The organism is Haladaptatus sp. QDMS2 (genome assembly GCF_029338295.1).
Lineage (GTDB): Archaea > Halobacteriota > Halobacteria > Halobacteriales > Halococcaceae > QDMS2.
Genome location: NZ_CP119792.1, coordinates 483,011 through 499,730, shown reverse-complemented (window position 1 = coordinate 499,730; position 16,720 = coordinate 483,011). Strand labels below are relative to the sequence as shown.

Annotated in this window: 12 protein-coding genes; 5 read left to right on the top strand and 7 right to left on the bottom strand. The window is 62.1% G+C overall.

Annotation, left to right across the window (positions count from 1 at the left end; genetic code table 11):
* Positions 1-21: 21 nt before the first annotated feature.
* Positions 22-1,830: an SLC13 family permease gene (locus P1M51_RS18220; RefSeq protein ID WP_369685326.1), complete on the bottom strand. Its 1,809-nt coding sequence runs from the start codon at positions 1,828-1,830 to the stop codon at positions 22-24.
* 171 nt (positions 1,831-2,001) lie between these two features.
* A complete protein-coding gene (dgoD, locus tag P1M51_RS18215; protein ID WP_276248697.1) occupies positions 2,002-3,156 on the bottom strand; it encodes a galactonate dehydratase in 1,155 nt (384 codons plus the stop codon).
* A 75-nt stretch (positions 3,157-3,231) separates the two neighbouring features.
* Between dgoD and gfo6 the strand changes: the two genes are divergently transcribed.
* Positions 3,232-4,308, top strand: coding sequence for a D-xylose 1-dehydrogenase Gfo6 (gene gfo6, locus P1M51_RS18210; RefSeq protein ID WP_276248698.1), 1,077 nt, complete (start codon positions 3,232-3,234; stop codon positions 4,306-4,308).
* Positions 4,309-4,333: 25 nt separating this feature from the next.
* Here gfo6 and ppc read toward each other — a convergent pair whose 3' ends face one another.
* On the bottom strand, positions 4,334-7,072 hold the full coding sequence (ppc, locus tag P1M51_RS18205; protein WP_276275035.1) for a phosphoenolpyruvate carboxylase: 2,739 nt from the start codon (positions 7,070-7,072) through the stop codon (positions 4,334-4,336).
* Between the two features lie 223 nt (positions 7,073-7,295).
* Between ppc and P1M51_RS18200 the strand changes: the two genes are divergently transcribed.
* The 4 genes from P1M51_RS18200 to hemG all read left to right on the top strand — a co-directional run bounded on the left by P1M51_RS18200 (position 7,296) and on the right by hemG (position 10,884).
* On the top strand, positions 7,296-8,288 hold the full coding sequence (locus P1M51_RS18200) for a helix-turn-helix domain-containing protein (protein ID WP_276275034.1): 993 nt from the start codon (positions 7,296-7,298) through the stop codon (positions 8,286-8,288).
* A 179-nt stretch (positions 8,289-8,467) separates the two neighbouring features.
* Positions 8,468-9,742: a transposase gene (locus P1M51_RS18195; RefSeq protein ID WP_276275033.1), complete on the top strand. Its 1,275-nt coding sequence runs from the start codon at positions 8,468-8,470 to the stop codon at positions 9,740-9,742.
* 90 nt (positions 9,743-9,832) lie between these two features.
* Complete coding sequence (locus P1M51_RS18190) at positions 9,833-10,234, top strand: MaoC family dehydratase (protein WP_276248702.1); 402 nt, start codon at positions 9,833-9,835, stop codon at positions 10,232-10,234.
* Between the two features lie 83 nt (positions 10,235-10,317).
* Complete coding sequence (gene hemG / locus P1M51_RS18185; protein WP_276275032.1) at positions 10,318-10,884, top strand: menaquinone-dependent protoporphyrinogen IX dehydrogenase; 567 nt, start codon at positions 10,318-10,320, stop codon at positions 10,882-10,884.
* A gap of 21 nt (positions 10,885-10,905) precedes the next feature.
* Here the strand turns inward: hemG and P1M51_RS18180 are convergent, their stop codons facing one another.
* The 4 genes from P1M51_RS18180 to P1M51_RS18165 form a co-directional block, all read right to left on the bottom strand.
* A complete protein-coding gene (locus P1M51_RS18180) occupies positions 10,906-12,471 on the bottom strand; it encodes a hypothetical protein (protein WP_276275031.1) in 1,566 nt (521 codons plus the stop codon).
* Between the two features lie 693 nt (positions 12,472-13,164).
* Positions 13,165-14,601, bottom strand: coding sequence for an ATP-binding protein (locus tag P1M51_RS18175; protein WP_276275030.1), 1,437 nt, complete (start codon positions 14,599-14,601; stop codon positions 13,165-13,167).
* Positions 14,602-14,772: 171 nt separating this feature from the next.
* A complete protein-coding gene (locus tag P1M51_RS18170; RefSeq protein WP_276248706.1) occupies positions 14,773-15,336 on the bottom strand; it encodes a HalX domain-containing protein in 564 nt (187 codons plus the stop codon).
* A 137-nt stretch (positions 15,337-15,473) separates the two neighbouring features.
* Positions 15,474-16,463: a MarR family transcriptional regulator gene (locus P1M51_RS18165; RefSeq protein WP_276275028.1), complete on the bottom strand. Its 990-nt coding sequence runs from the start codon at positions 16,461-16,463 to the stop codon at positions 15,474-15,476.
* Positions 16,464-16,720: the final 257 nt, after the last annotated feature.

Genomic DNA, 16,720 nt, shown 5'->3' with positions numbered 1-16,720 from the left:
GTCTCGATTCAGAGAAGCGCGTTAGACGCGGATGCCCCAGAAGAAGGCAATCCCGACCACCGTCACGACAGAGAGGAGCAACTGCAACGGTGCTCCCACGCGGATAAAGTCGGAGAAGCGGTAGCCACCGGGCCCGTAGACGAACAGGTTGGTCTGGTAGCCAACGGGCGTCATGAACGCCGTCGAGGCGGCGAACGTCACGCCGAGAACGAACGCGAAGGCGTTCGCCCCAATTGACTGGGCGGCCGTGGCGGCGACGGGAATCATCAACACCACGCTTGCGTTATTGCTGATGACGCTCGTGAGCAGGCCCGTCGCGATGTAGAGCACCCAGAGGACGCCGATGGCGGGGAGGAACGCGGCCGTCGAGGCCACCGCACTCCCGAGCAGGGCGGCGGCTCCCGTCTGCTGGAGGGCGATGCCGAGCGGGATGACGCCCGCGAGCAGGAAGATGACGTTCCACTCGACGGACTGGTAGAGTTCGTTCGGTTTGAGCACACCTGAGAGAATCATCGCGGCCACGCCGCCAAGCGCGGAGACGACGATGGGCAGGATGTCGAGGGCGGGCAGGCCAACGACGCCGGCGATGATGGCGATGGCGAACGGAATCTTCTCCGTTCGGTACTCGACGTCGTCGAACTCGTGGGCGACGATGAAGTCCTCGTTCTGGACGAGCCGGGTGAGGCTGTCTGGTGGGGCTTGGACGAGTAGCGTGTCGCCGACGCGAATGTGGATGTCTTCGAATCGGTCGCGGACGACCTTCCCGCGACTTCGGAATGCGAGGACGTTGGCATCGTAACGCTGGCGGAAGGTCGAACTAGCGAGGGTTTCGCCGACGAGGAACGACCCCGAGGGGATGACCACTTCGACGAGGACGGGTTCCTCTTCGCCGGAGTCGAGGTCGTCTTGAGACCGCGGACCACCGACGAAGCGAAGCCCCTCTGCTGCCATGATTTCTTCCAGCGTGTCGCGGTTCGTCCGGACGCGGAGGGTGTCGTTTTCGTGAATTTCCTTTCTCGCGAGTGGCTCAGAGAAGCGCTCGCCGTAGCGAATCAACTGGAGGACGTCGATGTCGAGGGCATCGGCCCCGAGCGCCTCTTCGACCGTTTGCCCAATCAGCGACGAGTTCTCCGGAACGATGACGTCCGCGAGGTACTCCTGGAGGGCGTACTCCTCTACGAGGTCCTCCTCTGCGGGGACGCGCTTTGGGAGCAACCAGACGCCGACCGTCATGAGGTAGAGCGCCCCGACGCCGAAGACGACGATGCCGAGTTGCGTGAACTCGAACATGCCAAAGGCGTGCAGGCCGGACTCGGGCGATTCCGCCCCGAGTCGGGCGGAGATGTCGCTTGCGAGGATGTTCGTGGACGTTCCGATGAGTGTGAGCATCCCGCCGAACATCGACGCGAACGAGAGGGGCATGAGCAGTTTCGACGGCGACGTCTTTCCCTTGTGCGCGAGGTCGGCGATGACCGGGACGAGGATGGCGACGACCGGCGTGTTGTTGATGAACCCGGAGACGGGGCCGGTGACGCCGATGGTCGCCGCGAGTTGCTTGCGCTGGTCAGTGCCGGCGAACTCGGACATCTTTCGACCGATGAGCTGGACGATGCCCGTCCGGTTGATGCCCGTACTCAAGATGAGCATCGCCAGCACGGTGATGGTCGCTGGGCTCGAAAAGCCCGAAATCCCCTCCTGTGCGGAGATTTGGGTCCACGGTTCGAGCACCATCAACGTGACCATTATGAGAATGGCGGTGACGTCGATTGGGAACCACTCAGTCGCGAACAGAAAGAGGGCGAGGAGAATCACCACGAAGACGACGAGCATGTCGATCGTCACCCCAGCGGGAGCGGCAGTCTGGGCTACCAGCCAAGCAGCAGAGAAGAACATACCGACCGAACGGGGTTGGCAGGGAAAAAGGCTGGCATCGACGCGTCTGCCCACCACTCGTCGAGTGGACGCCGCCGCGCGCTTCAGTCTGTCGACCTGCTTCGCTCGTTACCACTCGGCGACGCTGCCGTCTGCGTGTCGCCAGACCGGACTGTGCCAGTCGACCGCCTGTTCTGCGCGTTCTGCGACGTATTCCTCGTCGATTTCGACGCCGAGACCCGGACCTTCGGGCAGCGAGACGAACCCGTCGTCGAAGGCGAAGGCGCTCGGGTCGGCGAGGTAGTCGAGCACGTCGTTCGTCTCGTTGTAGTGGATGTCGAGGCTCTGTTCCTGAATGAGCGCGTTCGGCGCGCAGGCGTCCACCTGAATGCACGAGGCGAGCGCGATGGGGCCGAGCGGGCAGTGGGGCGCGAGCGCCACGTCGTAGGCCTCAGCCATGGCCGCGATTTTGTGGACCTCGGTAATCCCCCCGGCGTGCGAGAGGTCAGGCTGGATGACGTCTACGTGCCCGTCGTGGAGGAGTTCCTTGAAGTCCCACCGAGAGTACATTCGCTCGCCCGTCGCGATTGGCGTCGTGGTGTGGACAGCGAGTGATTCGAGCGCGTCGTTGTGTTCTGCGAGCAGTGGTTCCTCGACGAACATCGGGTCGTAGGGTTCGAGCGCCGCGGCGAGGCGTTTGGCCATCGGTTTCGAGACTCGCCCGTGGAAGTCCACCCCGATGCCCACCTCGGAACCGACCGTCTCCCGGACCTCCGCGATGCGGTCGACCGCGTCGGAGATGGCTGCGGGCGTGTCGATGCGCTCCAGTTCGGGGGTCGCGTTCATCTTCACCGCGGTGAGGCCGTTTTCGACCTTTTTCGCGGCTTGTTCGCCCACGTCCGCAGGTTCGTCGCCGCCGATCCACTGGTAGACTCTGACCTTCTCGCGGACCGGGCCGCCGAGCAGGTCGTAGACGGGCGCGCCGAATCGTTTTCCCTTGATGTCCCAGAGCGCCTGGTCGATGCCCGCAATCGCCGACATCAACACCGGGCCACCGCGGTAGAACCCCCCGCGATACATCGTTTGCCAATGGTCCTCGATGGTCGCGGGGTCCTCGCCCAGGAGGTACGTATCGAGGAGTTCTTCCACGGCCGCCCGCACCGTCTTCGCTCGGCCCTCAACGACGGGTTCGCCCCACCCGACGAGGCCGTCGCTCGTTTCGAGGCGCAAGAACAGCCAGCGCGGCGGGACTTCGTACAGTTCGTAGTCGTGAATCTCTGGCATGCTACGAACTCCCACTAGTCGCCCAAATACCTACCGACGGCCAACACTTAGGGGCCGAGCGTGATAGGGAAAGACATGGACGTTGCCACCGCTCTGGACGACTTCACCGCCCGCGACTGGGAGACTGGGGCCGACGGAACCGTTCGCTTCGCCCTCCTCGGTCTCGGCTGGTGGACCGTGGACAAGGCGATTCCGGCCATCGAAGCCACCGACACCTGCGAGACCACCGTGGTCGTGAGCAGCACCCGCGAGAAGGCGGCGGACGTAGCGGCCGAAAACGACGTCTCTCATGCGATGAGCTACGACGAGTTCCACGACGGCGACCACGCCGATGCCTACGACGCGGTCTACGTCGCCACTCCGAACGCCCTACACCTGCCCTACGTCGAAACCGCTGCCCGGCTGGGAAAAGCCGTCCTCTGTGAGAAACCGATGGAAGCGACCGCCGAACGGGCCGAAGAACTCGTCGCCGCCTGCGAGCGCGAAGGCGTGACGCTCATGATTGCCTACCGGATGCACACCGAACCCGCGGTTCGGCGGGCGCGAGAACTCCTCCGCGAGGGATTCATTGGCGATCCCGTATTCGTCCGCAGCCACAATTCCCAGCGCCTCCTGGAGATGATTCCGAACTCCAACCAGTGGCGACTCGATCCCGAGTTGACTGGCTACGGCACGTCGCTCATGGACCTCGGCATCTACTCGTTGAACACCGCCCGGTTCCTACTCGGTGCCGACCCCGTCGAAGTGAGCGCGATGGCCGACTCAACCCACGAGGCGTTCGACGACGTGCCCGACGAGCGGGCGGCCTTCAATCTCCGATTCGACGATGGCACGCTCGGTGCGTGTACCACCAGCCAGCACGCCTACAACGACTCGTTTCTCGAAATTACTGGCACCGAGGGCCGGATTCGCCTCGAACCCGCCTTCCACATGGAGTGTGGCCTCTCGGTCGCCCGAAACGGTCGGGAGGTGTCCTTCGACGCACCGCAGGTAGACGAAATGGAAGAGGAATTCGCCTACTTCGCAGACTGCCTGCTATCGGGGCGCGACCCGGAGGCGGACGGCGCGCACGGACTCGTCGATATGTACGCGCTTTCGGCGCTCTACGACTCGATAGAAAGCGGCGCGTTCGTTCGAGTGGCGACTCGCTGACGCTCTCGCAGGTGGCGGTGAGAACTTACCCCGTGTTCTTCATCCCCGCAGCGATGCCTTTCACCGTGAGTCTGAGCGTGCGTCGTTCCGCGGCCGAGAGGTCCTCGCGCCCGAGCAGGTCAGACTGGATGAGGTTGAGCGGGTCCACGTAAGGATTCCGACGGTCTAAGTTCTCTACGAGCCACTCGCGGTCGACGAGCGAGTCGCGGCCCGTAATCCGAAGCACCAGTTCGACGGTCGCCTCGTACTCCCCGACGATTGGGCCGAACACCCGTTCCTGCAGGTCGTCGTCTGCGAGTGCGGCGTACTCACGGGCGATGTCCATGTCGGTCCGGGCGAGAGCGAGCGCGGCGTTGTCGAGCATCGTCCGGAAGAACGGCCACGAGTCGTACATCTCCTGGAACGTCTCAATGTCGGTTGTTTCGAGGGCGGCGTTCAGTCCCGCGGCCAGCGAGTACCAGCCCGGGAGGATACACCGCGTCTGCGTCCACGAGAACACCCACGGAATCGCCCGCAGGTCTTCGACCGTGCGTTCGCCCGACCGGGAAGCGGGCCGCGACCCGAGGTTCAACTCCTCGATGACGGTGATGGGGGTCGCCTGTTCGAGATACTGGACGAAGCCGTCGGTCGCGAGCAGCGAGCGGTAGGCGTCGCGGGCGACGTCTGCTGCCGTCTCCATCGTCTCGTGCCAGCCATCTGGAACCGTCTCCGCGTCGTATTCGAGCGCCCGATGGCGGGCGCGTAACTGGGCGTTCAACATCTGTTCGACGTTTCGCCGAGCGATTTCCGGGTTCGCGTACTTTTCGGCGATGGACTCACCCTGTTCGGTGAACTTCACCTGGCCGGTCACCGTCTTGGGAGGCAACGCGAGCAGCGCGTCGTTCATCGGGCCGCCCCCACGGGAGATTGACCCTCCGCGACCGTGGAACAGGCGCATCTCGATGTCGTAATCGTCGCAGATTCGGGCGAGGCGTTTCTGGTTGCGGTAGAGCGACCACCAGGCGGCGAGATAGCCGTTTTCCTTGTTCGAATCTGAGTAGCCGAGCATGATTTCCTGGACGCCGCGGGTCGAGTCCTGGGCTGGGGACTCGGTGGCTCCACTCGACGCGCCTCTGGCCTCGAGGGCAGCGGCGTAGGCTTCGTTTTCGAACAGCGTCCCCATGATGCGTCGCGCTCCGGAGAGGGCGTACTCGGTTTCGAGCAGTGGAACCACGTCGAGTCCACAGTGGCCGGGCAGGTCCGCGACTCCCGCCTGGTCTGCGAGGAACAGCACTTCGAGGGCGTGGCTCGGCTCCTCGCACATGCTGATGCAATAGGTGTCGATGGCGTCCTCGCCGTATTGGCGCTGCCACTCGGCAGTGTTCGCGAACAGGGTAAGTACCTTTTCTGCGGTTTCAGAGAGGTCATCGGTCGCGTCCACGTCGATGAGTGGTTCGTCTTGGAGGATGGCCTCTGTGAGCAGGTCCACGCGCTCGTCCTCGTCGAGCGATTCGTAGTCGAGTCCCTCACGGGCGAGCGCCTCGGTGACTGCCTGCGTGTGATTCTCCTGGTGGTCGCGCAAGTCGAGGCTCGCGAGCGTGAATCCGAAGGTGGTGACCTGCCGGACGAGCGGGTCGACGTGGGCAGCGGCGACGCTCTCTGCACCGTTTTCACGCAGGTCCGCAGCCAGCACTTCGAGGTCGCGTCTGAGTGCGCGGGCGTCCACGTACCCACCGGGTCGCACGTCGTCCACCCGGACGATGCGCTCGCGCATGAGTTTGAGCAACTGCCGGTAGGGTTCGTCGGGGTAGCGTTCCTTCGCCGCCTCGGCGACGTACGGCAGGGCCGCCGCGTGCGTGTCGATGCGCCGGTAGACGGCGTCGCCGACGCCCATCATCCCGGCGTCCTGGCTGAGGACGCCGGAGATCTGCTTCAGTTCGCCACGGTAGCGCGCGAGGACGACCGACCGCTGGCGTGAGAGCGTTTCAGCGGTCACCTCGGGGGTGACGTAAGGGTTGCCGTCGCGGTCCGACCCCGCCCACGACCGGAATTCGAACAGTTTCGGGACGGTGACGTCAGGGTAGTGGGCTGCGAGCGCGGCGTCCAGCTGGTCGTACACGTCGCCGACCACGTCAAAGAGGACGTTTTCGAGGTACCACTGGACGTTTCGTGCCTCGTCTGCGACCTCCGGGCGACGGTCGCGCACCTGCGGCGTCTGCCAGAGGCTCGTGACCTCTGCACGAATCGACCGTTCGACGCGCTCGCGTTCGGCGTCGGTGAGTCGCTGTTCGTCAAGTGTCTTCAGGTCGCCGGCGACCGAGCGCAGTTTCGCCTTCACCGTCTTCCTGCGCGCCTCGGTCGGGTGGGCGGTAAAGGTGGGTTGAATCAGCGTATCGTCGAGCAGGCGCTGGACCGTTTCGCTGTCTACGTCCGCGGCGACGAGCGACTCGACGGCCGCCGCGAGCGAGTCGGCTGGCGTCCCGTCCTGTTCGGCTTCGCGGACGGCGCGGGCGCGTTCGCGCTCCTCTGCGAGGTTCACAAGTTCGAAGTAGGTGGTGAACGCCCGCACTACCTCTCCCGCACGGGCGGCCGGGAGGTCTGTGAGCGTCTCCGTGAGAGCCGTTCGCGTCTCCGCGTCGCCGCGGCGGTAGGAAATCGACTGTTTGCGGACCGATTCGACGGTTTCGAAGGCTGCTTCGGAAGCCTGTGCTGCGAGCACGTTGCCGAGCAGGGCACCGAGTTCGCGAACGTCCTGTTCGACGTCTCTGGCGTGTAGCGCACCCATCTCGAACGTTGTTCACACATAACATACTTAGGTGCCCCGACGGTGGCAAATATCAGGGTTTGGGAGGAAAAAGAGTGAACAATTGGGCGATTGGCGAAAATTCGTGATAGTTTTCGCGATTGTTCAACCAGTCGCCAACGGGTGGCGCTTCGCTCTCCGGAACCTGACTGTCAGGGCAGTGAGGACGCAAGGTTTTGCCGCGACTCGGCGTCATAGTACGTAGATGTCAGGAGAGGGGAGGGGTGCGAAAGGACAGAGACACGTAGGGAATCGCAGAGAGGGCGAGCACCTCGACCCGACTGAGGCGTTCAAAATCATCGGTAACGAGACGCGCCTCGCCATCCTCCAGGAGTTGCTCGCGGCGAAAAACCGCCCGCTCACCTTCACCGAACTCAGAAAGCGCGTGGGAATGCGCGACGGGTCACAGTTCAACTATCACCTCGGCAAACTCGTCCCGAACTTCGCCGAGCGCACCGCAGAGGGCTTTCACATCAATCAGGCCGGCGCACAGGTCGTCCGCGCCATCACCGCAGGGTCGTTCACCGACAACCCGACGATTCCGCCCTTCCCCGTCGACGGAACGTGCGTCGCCTGCGGCGGCGGACTCTCGGCGCGCTACGAGGAGGAACTCGCCCTCGTGAACTGTGTGGATTGCAACTTGCTTCACTACCTGTCCGTGTTCTCGCCAGGTGGCCTCGTCGGGCGAACACCGGCGGAGGTGCTCGCGGCGAGCGACCGACGAATTCGAGCGAGCTATTTTCTCTCGATGAGCGGCGTCTGTCCGGGCTGTACCGGGACGAATCGGCGAACCGTTCTCGGCCCTACCGACCCGCTGCCAGCGGACATCCTGCACGTGAAGATTCCAGAAACAATGGACGCCATCCACGGCCCCGGCGTCGTCTACGAGTGCGAACACTGTGACGTCTGGTACTACCTGACGATGGGCGAGACGCTGCTGTTCGAACCAGCCGTCGTCGAGTTCTTCCGCGACCACGGCCGAGACCTGTTTGCAGAACCACTCTGGACGCTCCCGTGGTGCGTTCCGGCGTCGAGCCGCGAGTACGCGACCATCGTCACCACAGACCCACTTCGCGTCACGGTTCGTATCTTGCTCGACGATGAGACGCTGGCGGTGACCATCGACGAAAAATTGCAGGTCGAAGACACCACCCGAACCGCAGACACGCCGTCTACGGTCGCAGGTGACGCCGGGTAATGTGCGAGTAGCGAAACGACCGCGAGATTATACAGAATCGAGGAGAATACCTGACCCTTTAGGGCCAGGATGAATCCGACAATTCCTCCATATTCCACCGTCGATGACACGGCTGGATATTCCACGCCAATCAATACTATTGAGAAAACGGCGTCCATAACCGGTTATGAAGCCAGAAAATGGGTCGAACCATCCGAACCTTCGAGGCAACGATACCGAACCAGCAACAGGTTCGTGACGACCTCGACCAACTCGGATGGGCCGCCTCAAAACTCTGGAACGTCGGTCGCTACTACACGCAAGAACAGTGGGATGAAACGGGCGAGATTCCCGATGACGGGGAACTCAAAGCCGAACTCAAACGCCACGAACGCTACACGGACTTGCATTCGCAATCCAGTCAGCGCGTTCTCGAAGAACTCGCTGAAGCGTTCAACGGCTGGTTCGGCAAGCGTCGAAACGGCGACAACCGTGCCCGACCGCCCGGCTACCGAAAAACCGGCGACTCCCACCCGCGTTCAACTGTGTCGTTCAAAGCGGCTGGCTTCAAACACGACGCACAGTTCACCCGCGTTCGCCTCTCGAAAGGCCGCAACCTGAAAGAACACCGTTCAGACTTCATTCTGTGCGAGTATGAGACGCGCCCGGACCTTGACCTGACCGAGTGGGACATTCAACAGGTTCGCGCCGTCTACAAGCGCGACGAGTGGCGGCTTCAGTTCGTCTGTCGAACCGTCATCGACCCGGAACCGCCGGGTGACGAAGTGGCCGGTATTGACCTTGGGATTTGCAACTTCGCCGCCGTCTCGTTCGGCGGTGAGTCGTTGTTGTATCCGGGTGGCGCACTCAAAGAGGACGAATACTACTTCACGAAGAAGAAAGCTGAGTGCGACGATTCCTCGTCCCGTGAAGCCACTCGTCTTGACCGGAAGCGAACGGGCCGCCGGACGCACTTCTTGCACGCCCTCTCGAAAGCAATCGTAGAGGAGTGCATCGAACGGGGTGTCGGTAAACTCGTTGTTGGCGACCTCGGCGGTATCCGAGAAGACGATGAAAATGCCGAACCTCGGAATTGGGGTGACCACGGTAATCTCGACTTACACGGGTGGGCGTTCGACCGCTTCACGACGCTACTCGACTACAAGGCGGAAGCCGAGGGCATCGACGTTGAGGTGGTGTCGGAACGCGATACGTCGAAGTCGTGTTCGGCGTGCGGTCACACCGATGACAACCAGCGAGTTGAACGTGGCCTGTACGTGTGCGAGAAGTGCGAGACGGTTGCGAACGCTGACGTGAACGGTGCGGAGAACATTCGGCAAAAGGTACTCCCGAGTCTCGCCACGGATGGCGGTGATAGGGATAACGGCTGGTTGGCACAGCCTGCGGTTCACCTGTTCGACCGTAGTGAGGGCGTTTTCGCCCCACGAGAACAGGTCGTGAACCGCGAACCTTAATATCCCAACCCAGCGGTGCGGTGCCGTGGGATTCCCGCGTCTTCAGGCGCGGGAGGATGTCAATTCGAAGATATTGAGGTCGGTGACAGCATGGAGTACGGCGATTATTCGGTCACAGCAGCGGAAATCACGGAGTTCGCGGAGAAGTACGACCCCCAGCCGTTTCACGTCGACGAGCAGGCGGCAGAAGCGTCGATGTTCGGCGGACTCATCGCGAGTGGCTGGCACACCACCGCCATCTGGATGCGGATGACGGTCGATTCGCTCTTCTCAGAGTGGGTGGCGCTCGGGTCACCCGGCGTGGACAACATTCGATGGCGGCGGCCGACACGCCCAGGACAGACCCTCTCTGCGCACACCACCGTGGTCGACAAATCCGTGGAAACTGATTCCCGAGGGCTGGTCGACGTTGACACCGAGGTCCGCACCGGCGAGGGCGAAGTCCTGATGACGATGACCGCTCACGTGATGGTGAAGCGAAAGCAGACGTAACCGTCTCTGCGGGCAGTTTCTCCGTCTGAGACCGAGGAAGTGTCGTTATCTCGCTTCCCGTCGATTCTAGTGTGGGGATAGAAATGGCATCGATTCAGGTGATTTACGGAACGAAAGAGGGGCAAACCGAGAAGATTGCAACCTACATCGGGAACCGACTCCGTGCGGCGGGCCACGAGGTGACGCTGTCAAACGTCGCGTCGCTGCCACGGAACACCTCGTTTACGGGGGTCGACGGCGTGCTCGTGGGAAGTTCGGTCCACTACGGGCGACACTCGCGGGCGATGCGGCGGTTCGTGGCGTCAAACAGAGAGACGCTCTTAGGCCTGCCGACGGGCTTTTTCCAGGTGTGTCTCGCCTCGTCGAGAACCGACCCAGAGTCGCGGGCCGAAGCGCAGAGCTATCTCGACGAGTTCGTCGCCGGGACGGGATGGCAACCCGACCGCATCACGAGTTTCGCCGGGGCGCTCGCCTACACCAGATACGGGTTCCTGAAGCGCCTCATGATGAAGCGAATCGCCCGTGAGACGACTGGGGACGTGGACACCGCCCGCGACTACGAGTACACCGACTGGAACGCGGTCGACGAGTTCGCGACGGACTTCGCGACGCTCGTCGAGAGCAACCTGGCGGATGCACCGTCCACGTAAAAAACAGCGTGCGGGAGCCGATTAGGTCTCGTTCCCGTACATCTCCAAGTTCTCACATCCGTTGTCCTCGACACCGCGCTTGATGTAGCTGTTGCGGATGGTGACGTTCTTGCTGCCGTCGTTCAGGCGGATGGCTTCGTAGCCGTCCACCGACTCCGCCTCGATGTCTTCGATGACGACGTTGCTCCCGTTCACTACGGTTGGGTAGTGAGTAGCGTACTGACCGCCGCCGGTGACGCGAACGTCGTCGCCGTCGAGCCAGAACGCCTTGCGGTTCTCGTCCCCGCGCTGCTGGAAGTTGACGTTGTGGAACACGACGTTGTTGCGGTAGTTGCGAATCGCCGACGGCCAGATGTAGCCCTCGGCGTCGCCGGTGATGTCGAGGTGCTCACAGACGACCTTTCCGGCGTCGTCGCCGCGAATCTGGATGGCGTTGCCCCCGCGTTCCATGTGGAAGTCGCACCGTCGAATCGTCGTCGGGCCAGCTCCGGGCTGGACGACGAAGGCGTGGTTCACCTCGTCGCCGACGGTGACGTTCACGTGGTCTATCTTCGCGTTCTTCACGTCGTCCATCACCGTCAGGGCGTGGCCGTTCGGCTTCACGAGTTCGATAGTCGTCTCCGTGACGCGCATGTCGGACCCACCATCGAGGCGGATGCCACGCTGGCCTTCGTTCTCCTCGCGTTGTTTGTCGACGACGACTTTCGCGCCCGTCACGAGACAATCGTGGCCGCGCAGGCGGATGCTCGCGGCTTCGCCGTTGGCGTAGCGCCCGCCGTTGACGATGATACTGCCGTTCGACGGGCAATAGAGACTGTTGTCCGGCCAATCGTCTAACTCGCAGTTTTTGTACTCGATGGTCCCCTTGTGGTACTTCGACGTGAAAATCCCGGATGGGCCACGCCAGATGTCGCCGGGCGCGTTCTCTGAGAACGCCCCGCCGTCGTTCGCCCGGAACCGCTTGACCATGCCGTGGCCGTCCGGGTCGGTGATGACGAACATGCCGGGGCCTTTCGTCCCGCTGTCGTGCTGGCCGACGATGTTGATGTTGTCAACGAACAGTCCGTCTTTGACCTGTGCTTCAAACGCCCGAATGCCGGTGTCGTTCGCCCGCAGGTCGACGGTGAAGTTCTCGATGTGGAGGTCCACGCCAGGGTCGTAATCGACGCCGAGGCGGAACATCCGGTACTGTGGGCCGTCGTAGTTGTGGTAGTTCGCCGGGACGAGCGTCGCGTTGTCCCCGACCATGCCGAAGTTCCGGAAGTTGGTAAACCGGAACTGCGAATCCATGAAGTACCGGCCCTCGGGGAATTTGAGCAGCGTGTCGTTACCCGCGTACTGTTCGATTTTCGGGGTAATCGACTCCTCGCCGGTGTTGTCAGCCCCCGCGTCCTCGACCATGTCGACGACGCGGTCGTAGTTGTCCTCGAGGCTCGACGAAGCCGTCGCCGTCCCGGTGCCGAGAAGCGTCGCGCCCGCCGCAGTCGCCCCGACCGCACCCAGGAACGTCCGTCGCCCAAGGGAAGTGTTCGTGTCGTTCGATTCGTGTGCCGAGTCCGATGTGTGGATCGTGTCTCGCGTGGTCATAGATAACCCGTAGGTCGTCTGTCTTCCGAACGTGCGTCCGGATGTGGAGAGCAGCCCCCAGCCCGAGAGATATTTGCAATCAATACATTCCGTATTTGCTGACAGTAATATGCTCCTGAATCACTGTCTGCCACCATAGTCCAGACCCCCACACAAAGGCGTTTCCATGCCTCTATCTCCCAATTTCGGGATACATCTAGTAATCGAGACCGAGAGTTATCCGAGAGTTGGTGGTTCCACAAAGCTTACGCCAGTGAAATTGTCCAAACGAAACATACCAGTAGTTCAACATAGACGAGAGCGCCCGAACACCAACGGCGCAGTGTTGTCAATCATCCAACTTTTGAGCGCGAAATTCCACGCCATCACCCACATTTGATGCTCGGAACGTTGAGAAATCAGCCCAATGGACCCAACCATACCCTCGTTCTCGCGCCAAACGACACGTTCGTTTCGAATAGTCCACCACTTCTGCTGGGGAAAACCGTGTTTCGAACCTCCACGGACGTGTCAGTGATGACAGATGACTCGTGCCCAAAGCAGCACAAATGTGGCGTCAGTCGGAGCGCTACGTCACGGCAGCCAGCATCGCGTGATTTTCCCACCGTAAAACAGCCCGAAATCGCCATCTGTCGTTCAACTTAGGTGTAATTAGATATCACACGGAGACCGGTTCCGACGGGGCCGGCTGGCTCACTCCACGCTCGACGACTGAAAGGTAACGCCCGTGACCTCGAATCGCGCCCCGCCTGCCTCGCTCTCTGTGACAGCGACCGACCAGCCGTGGGCCTCGACGATTCGTTTGACGATGGTCAATCCGATGCCGACACCGTCGTCTGCAGCGCTGTAGCCGCGGTCGAAGATGGTTTTTCGCTGTCCAGCCGGGATACCCGTTCCGTCGTCTTCGACGAAGAATCCCGCCGCCGTCGTGCCGACGCGGATGGTCAGGGACGAATTCGCATTCGCCGCAGCCTGTCCGTCTGTGCCGTGTTCGACGGCGTTGCGAAAGAGGTTCTCGAACACTTCGAGCAGGCGGTCTGCGTCCGCGCGCACGGAGCGGTCTACTCCATCGCGAGAGAGCGTCGCTCCACTGGTGTCCACCGCGAGCCAGGCGCGTTCGACCACATCCGCGAGCGAGAGCGGTTCGACGTCGCCCACCGTCTCACCCTTTCTGGCCAGGTCGAGCAGCGTGTTAATCATCTCCTCGATGCGCGAGTGGGCGTCTTCGACCTGCTCGAACGCAGCCCCGTCACCTGCTCGCGCCATTCCGAGATACATCTGGGCGATACCGAGCGGGTTTCTGAGTTCGTGGGCGAGAATCGACGCGAACTCGTCGAGGCGCTCGTTTTGTCGCTGTAACTCCCGCTTCCTGTGACGCCGTTCGGTCACGTCTCGCAGGACACCGACGAGTTCACTCCGGTCGCCGGCGAGCGAGATTCGCGCCGTATTCACCTCGGCGTACCCAGGCGGCCCTGTCTGGGGGGTGTATTCGATAGTCGCCAACTCCCCGTCGCGTGGTTCGCTGAGCGTCGCCGCCGTTTTGGGCGAGAATACCGCGAAATCCGCGAGCGGTCGCCCCAGCAGGTCGTCTGCTTCCTGTTCGAGCAAGTCACGAAACGCGGCGTTCGCGAGCAAGAGGCTGCCGTCGTCACCGAGGACGTATACCGGGTCCGGATTCGTCTCGAACAGTGTGCGAAAGCGCTGGTCGCTCTGGGCCTTCTGTCGAGCCAGCGCGACCGAAAGCTGTCTGCGGTCGAGCAACCCCTCGACGCGGGCGTGTAACACCGCCTTTCGAACCGGCTTGGTAACGATTTCGTCCACGCCCGTCTCCGTCTCGAAGCCGTCTGTAGATTCGTTCGAGGTGACCAGCAGATACGGGAGAAACAGGGGACGGTCCGCCTCCTTGCGCGCCGCGAGGAGGTCACGGAGTTGCGAAAACGAGCGGTCGTCGAGTAGACAGAGGTCGAACGGGCCGTCGAGGTCGTCACGGCCGGCCGCGACGGCGACATCGTAGGCGGGGGCGAGCAACTCGCGGAGCAGCGAGCGGTTTCGGTCGTTCTGGATGACCAGTAGGATTCGACCGCTGGTCGCTCGTGTGCGAGGCGGTTCGAGGGTGTCGTGTTCGATCATTGTTGTGAGGGCGACGGGCAGGGCCGGCAGACGGACTGGTGGTTCGTTCGCCGTCGTGGTACCGCCTCAGACACTGGTACGAACGAATCGGGAGAAGCGAACGGTTCTCTCTTGGTCTAAACTCACACCCGGGACGCATAGCCGTACCGGGTGAAGAAGGTTGTAGCGACCCTAACTGCGAGACTTGAAGGTTGCTCTGAGGTCCTGGTCGTCGAGCGCGCTCGTTGTCGTCGAGAGGTCCGCCCGCAGCGTGGCCAACTCTCGCTGGAGCGACCCATATTCCTGGTTTGCTTCGAGTTCGGCGCGGCTCTTTTTCGTCTCCAGTGCCGCTTTCTTCGAGGCGAGAGCGAAGAACGCCTGAAGTTGGGAATCGTAGGTCGAGCGCCGGAGTAACGATTCGACGGTGTCGTGGAGGACAGACGGGTCCGAGACCGGCTTTTCGAGATAGTCGTCGAAGCCCAGTTCGAGGATGTCGAAGTCGGGTTCGACGGCGGTCACCAACACCACGCGGCAGTCGAGGCCGCGGTCGTGGATGACCGAGAGGACTTCTTCGCCGGACATATCGGGCATCCGGCGGTCGAGGAGCACGACGTCTACGTCCGCGTCGAGGTGTTCGAGTGCCTCCGGTCCGCTGTACGTGGCCCGGACCTCGTAGGAGGATTCGAGCCACGTAGCGAATGCGTCGGTAATCGGCCGTTCGTCGTCTACGATGAGTACTGTCGCTTGCTTAGACATGTTCAGCTATCGGGGGTCTGGTTCGGTGTTGGGTCGTGCGGGCGTTCTGGGTCGGTACACACAGCAGGCCAGCAATTGCTGGTGAAGTGGAAGTCGAGTGGGCGGTTCTCGGCGGTGATGCGAAACGCATTCGTCACTCACCGCACCGTCTCGACGGGTGCCGGTTCGTATCCCGCGAGGAACACGACGTTCTCTCTGCCCACGCGAACGCGGGAGATGATGCCATCGAGTTCCATTTTCGAGAGTTTTCGACTCACGGTGGCCTTCGACCACGACGTTTCGGAGATGACATCGGCTTGCTTCATGCGCCCGCCGTACGTAGAGAGCAGTTCACAGATACGGTCTGCGTCGCTCGTGAACTCGGAGGAGGCGCTGGCTTGCGGTGTTGGCTCGGGTGGCGTGGCCGGCGTTTCCGGCGTCTCACGGCCCCCACCGAATGCGGAGAGTCGGTCGATGACGCCGCTTATCGCGCTGAGCAGGCCGTCGGTCTCGGCGGTCGAATTGTCTTCTGGCTGGCTTGTGTACGTCTTCGTGACGTGCCAGCCGTCTGCGTCGAGTTCTACGACGGCGTCGAACAGCGTCTTCAGCGTGTACACCGTCTTCGCGTCGTGGAGGTCGGGGTCCATCTGGTAGAATCCGGTTGCGTAGAGTTTCACTCGGTGGGTCAAAACGTGGAGATAGCGAAACGCGGTGTCGAAATCGACGTATTCGAGGAGGATGCTGAGCGTCTGGACCGACACCACCGACTGGCGGTCGGTCGTCTGCCACTGTATCAAACATTTGGTCAACGGCGCGATGATGTCCATCGGTTCGCGCGGATTGACCTTCAGTATCGAGGTGGCTTCGAGGTGGGGCGGAACGGTTTCCGGTTCGTGGGTGACCGCTGCTCCATTCGCGTGAATGAACGAGAGGGAAGCGGGGAGCGAACCGATGTGTGTTTGCCAATCTTCGAGCCACGATTCCGGCGGTTGGGTGTAGGTTATCGCCGCCAGGTTCGTCTCCGAAGTCGTGCTCATTGCCGTCACTAACTCGCGGAAGGCACCGTTGCCAGTTGGGGTGAGGGGGGCGAGCACGAGCACATTCGAAGCTTCATCGAGCTTCGAGTCGTCGAGGGTATCTGTCGTCATTGGGGCTCCAGGTGCAGGTGAGTGGTCGAACGTGAACTGACAGCACGCGACCGTCCAGTAAGTTTCACTCGGTTAACAATTCCGGTCGTCGACAGGTACGTGAAACTGCCTTTGCGGATCGAGGGCGGTACACTGTGTAAGGGTGCGGTGACCAGCACACGGTGTAGGGATGGATCGGTCTGCTAGATGCACTGAATGACCTCATTCAGCTATCGCCATGTTCTGGTAATAACTTTGTGGTAAGTATCTGAATTATG

Bases quoted from the DNA above. Each gene is read 5' to 3' on its own strand.
- P1M51_RS18220 (WP_369685326.1), bottom strand. From the start codon at position 1,830: ATGCTCGTCGTCTTCGTGGTGATTCTCCTCGCCCTCTTTCTGTTCGCG.
- dgoD (WP_276248697.1), bottom strand. From the start codon at position 3,156: ATGCCAGAGATTCACGACTACGAACTGTACGAAGTCCCGCCGCGCTGG.
- gfo6 (WP_276248698.1), top strand. From the start codon at position 3,232: ATGGACGTTGCCACCGCTCTGGACGACTTCACCGCCCGCGACTGGGAG.
- ppc (WP_276275035.1), bottom strand. From the start codon at position 7,072: ATGGGTGCGCTACACGCCAGAGACGTCGAACAGGACGTTCGCGAACTC.
- P1M51_RS18200 (WP_276275034.1), top strand. From the start codon at position 7,296: ATGTCAGGAGAGGGGAGGGGTGCGAAAGGACAGAGACACGTAGGGAAT.
- P1M51_RS18195 (WP_276275033.1), top strand. From the start codon at position 8,468: ATGGGTCGAACCATCCGAACCTTCGAGGCAACGATACCGAACCAGCAA.
- P1M51_RS18190 (WP_276248702.1), top strand. From the start codon at position 9,833: ATGGAGTACGGCGATTATTCGGTCACAGCAGCGGAAATCACGGAGTTC.
- hemG (WP_276275032.1), top strand. From the start codon at position 10,318: ATGGCATCGATTCAGGTGATTTACGGAACGAAAGAGGGGCAAACCGAG.
- P1M51_RS18180 (WP_276275031.1), bottom strand. From the start codon at position 12,471: ATGACCACGCGAGACACGATCCACACATCGGACTCGGCACACGAATCG.
- P1M51_RS18175 (WP_276275030.1), bottom strand. From the start codon at position 14,601: ATGATCGAACACGACACCCTCGAACCGCCTCGCACACGAGCGACCAGC.
- P1M51_RS18170 (WP_276248706.1), bottom strand. From the start codon at position 15,336: ATGTCTAAGCAAGCGACAGTACTCATCGTAGACGACGAACGGCCGATT.
- P1M51_RS18165 (WP_276275028.1), bottom strand. From the start codon at position 16,463: ATGACGACAGATACCCTCGACGACTCGAAGCTCGATGAAGCTTCGAAT.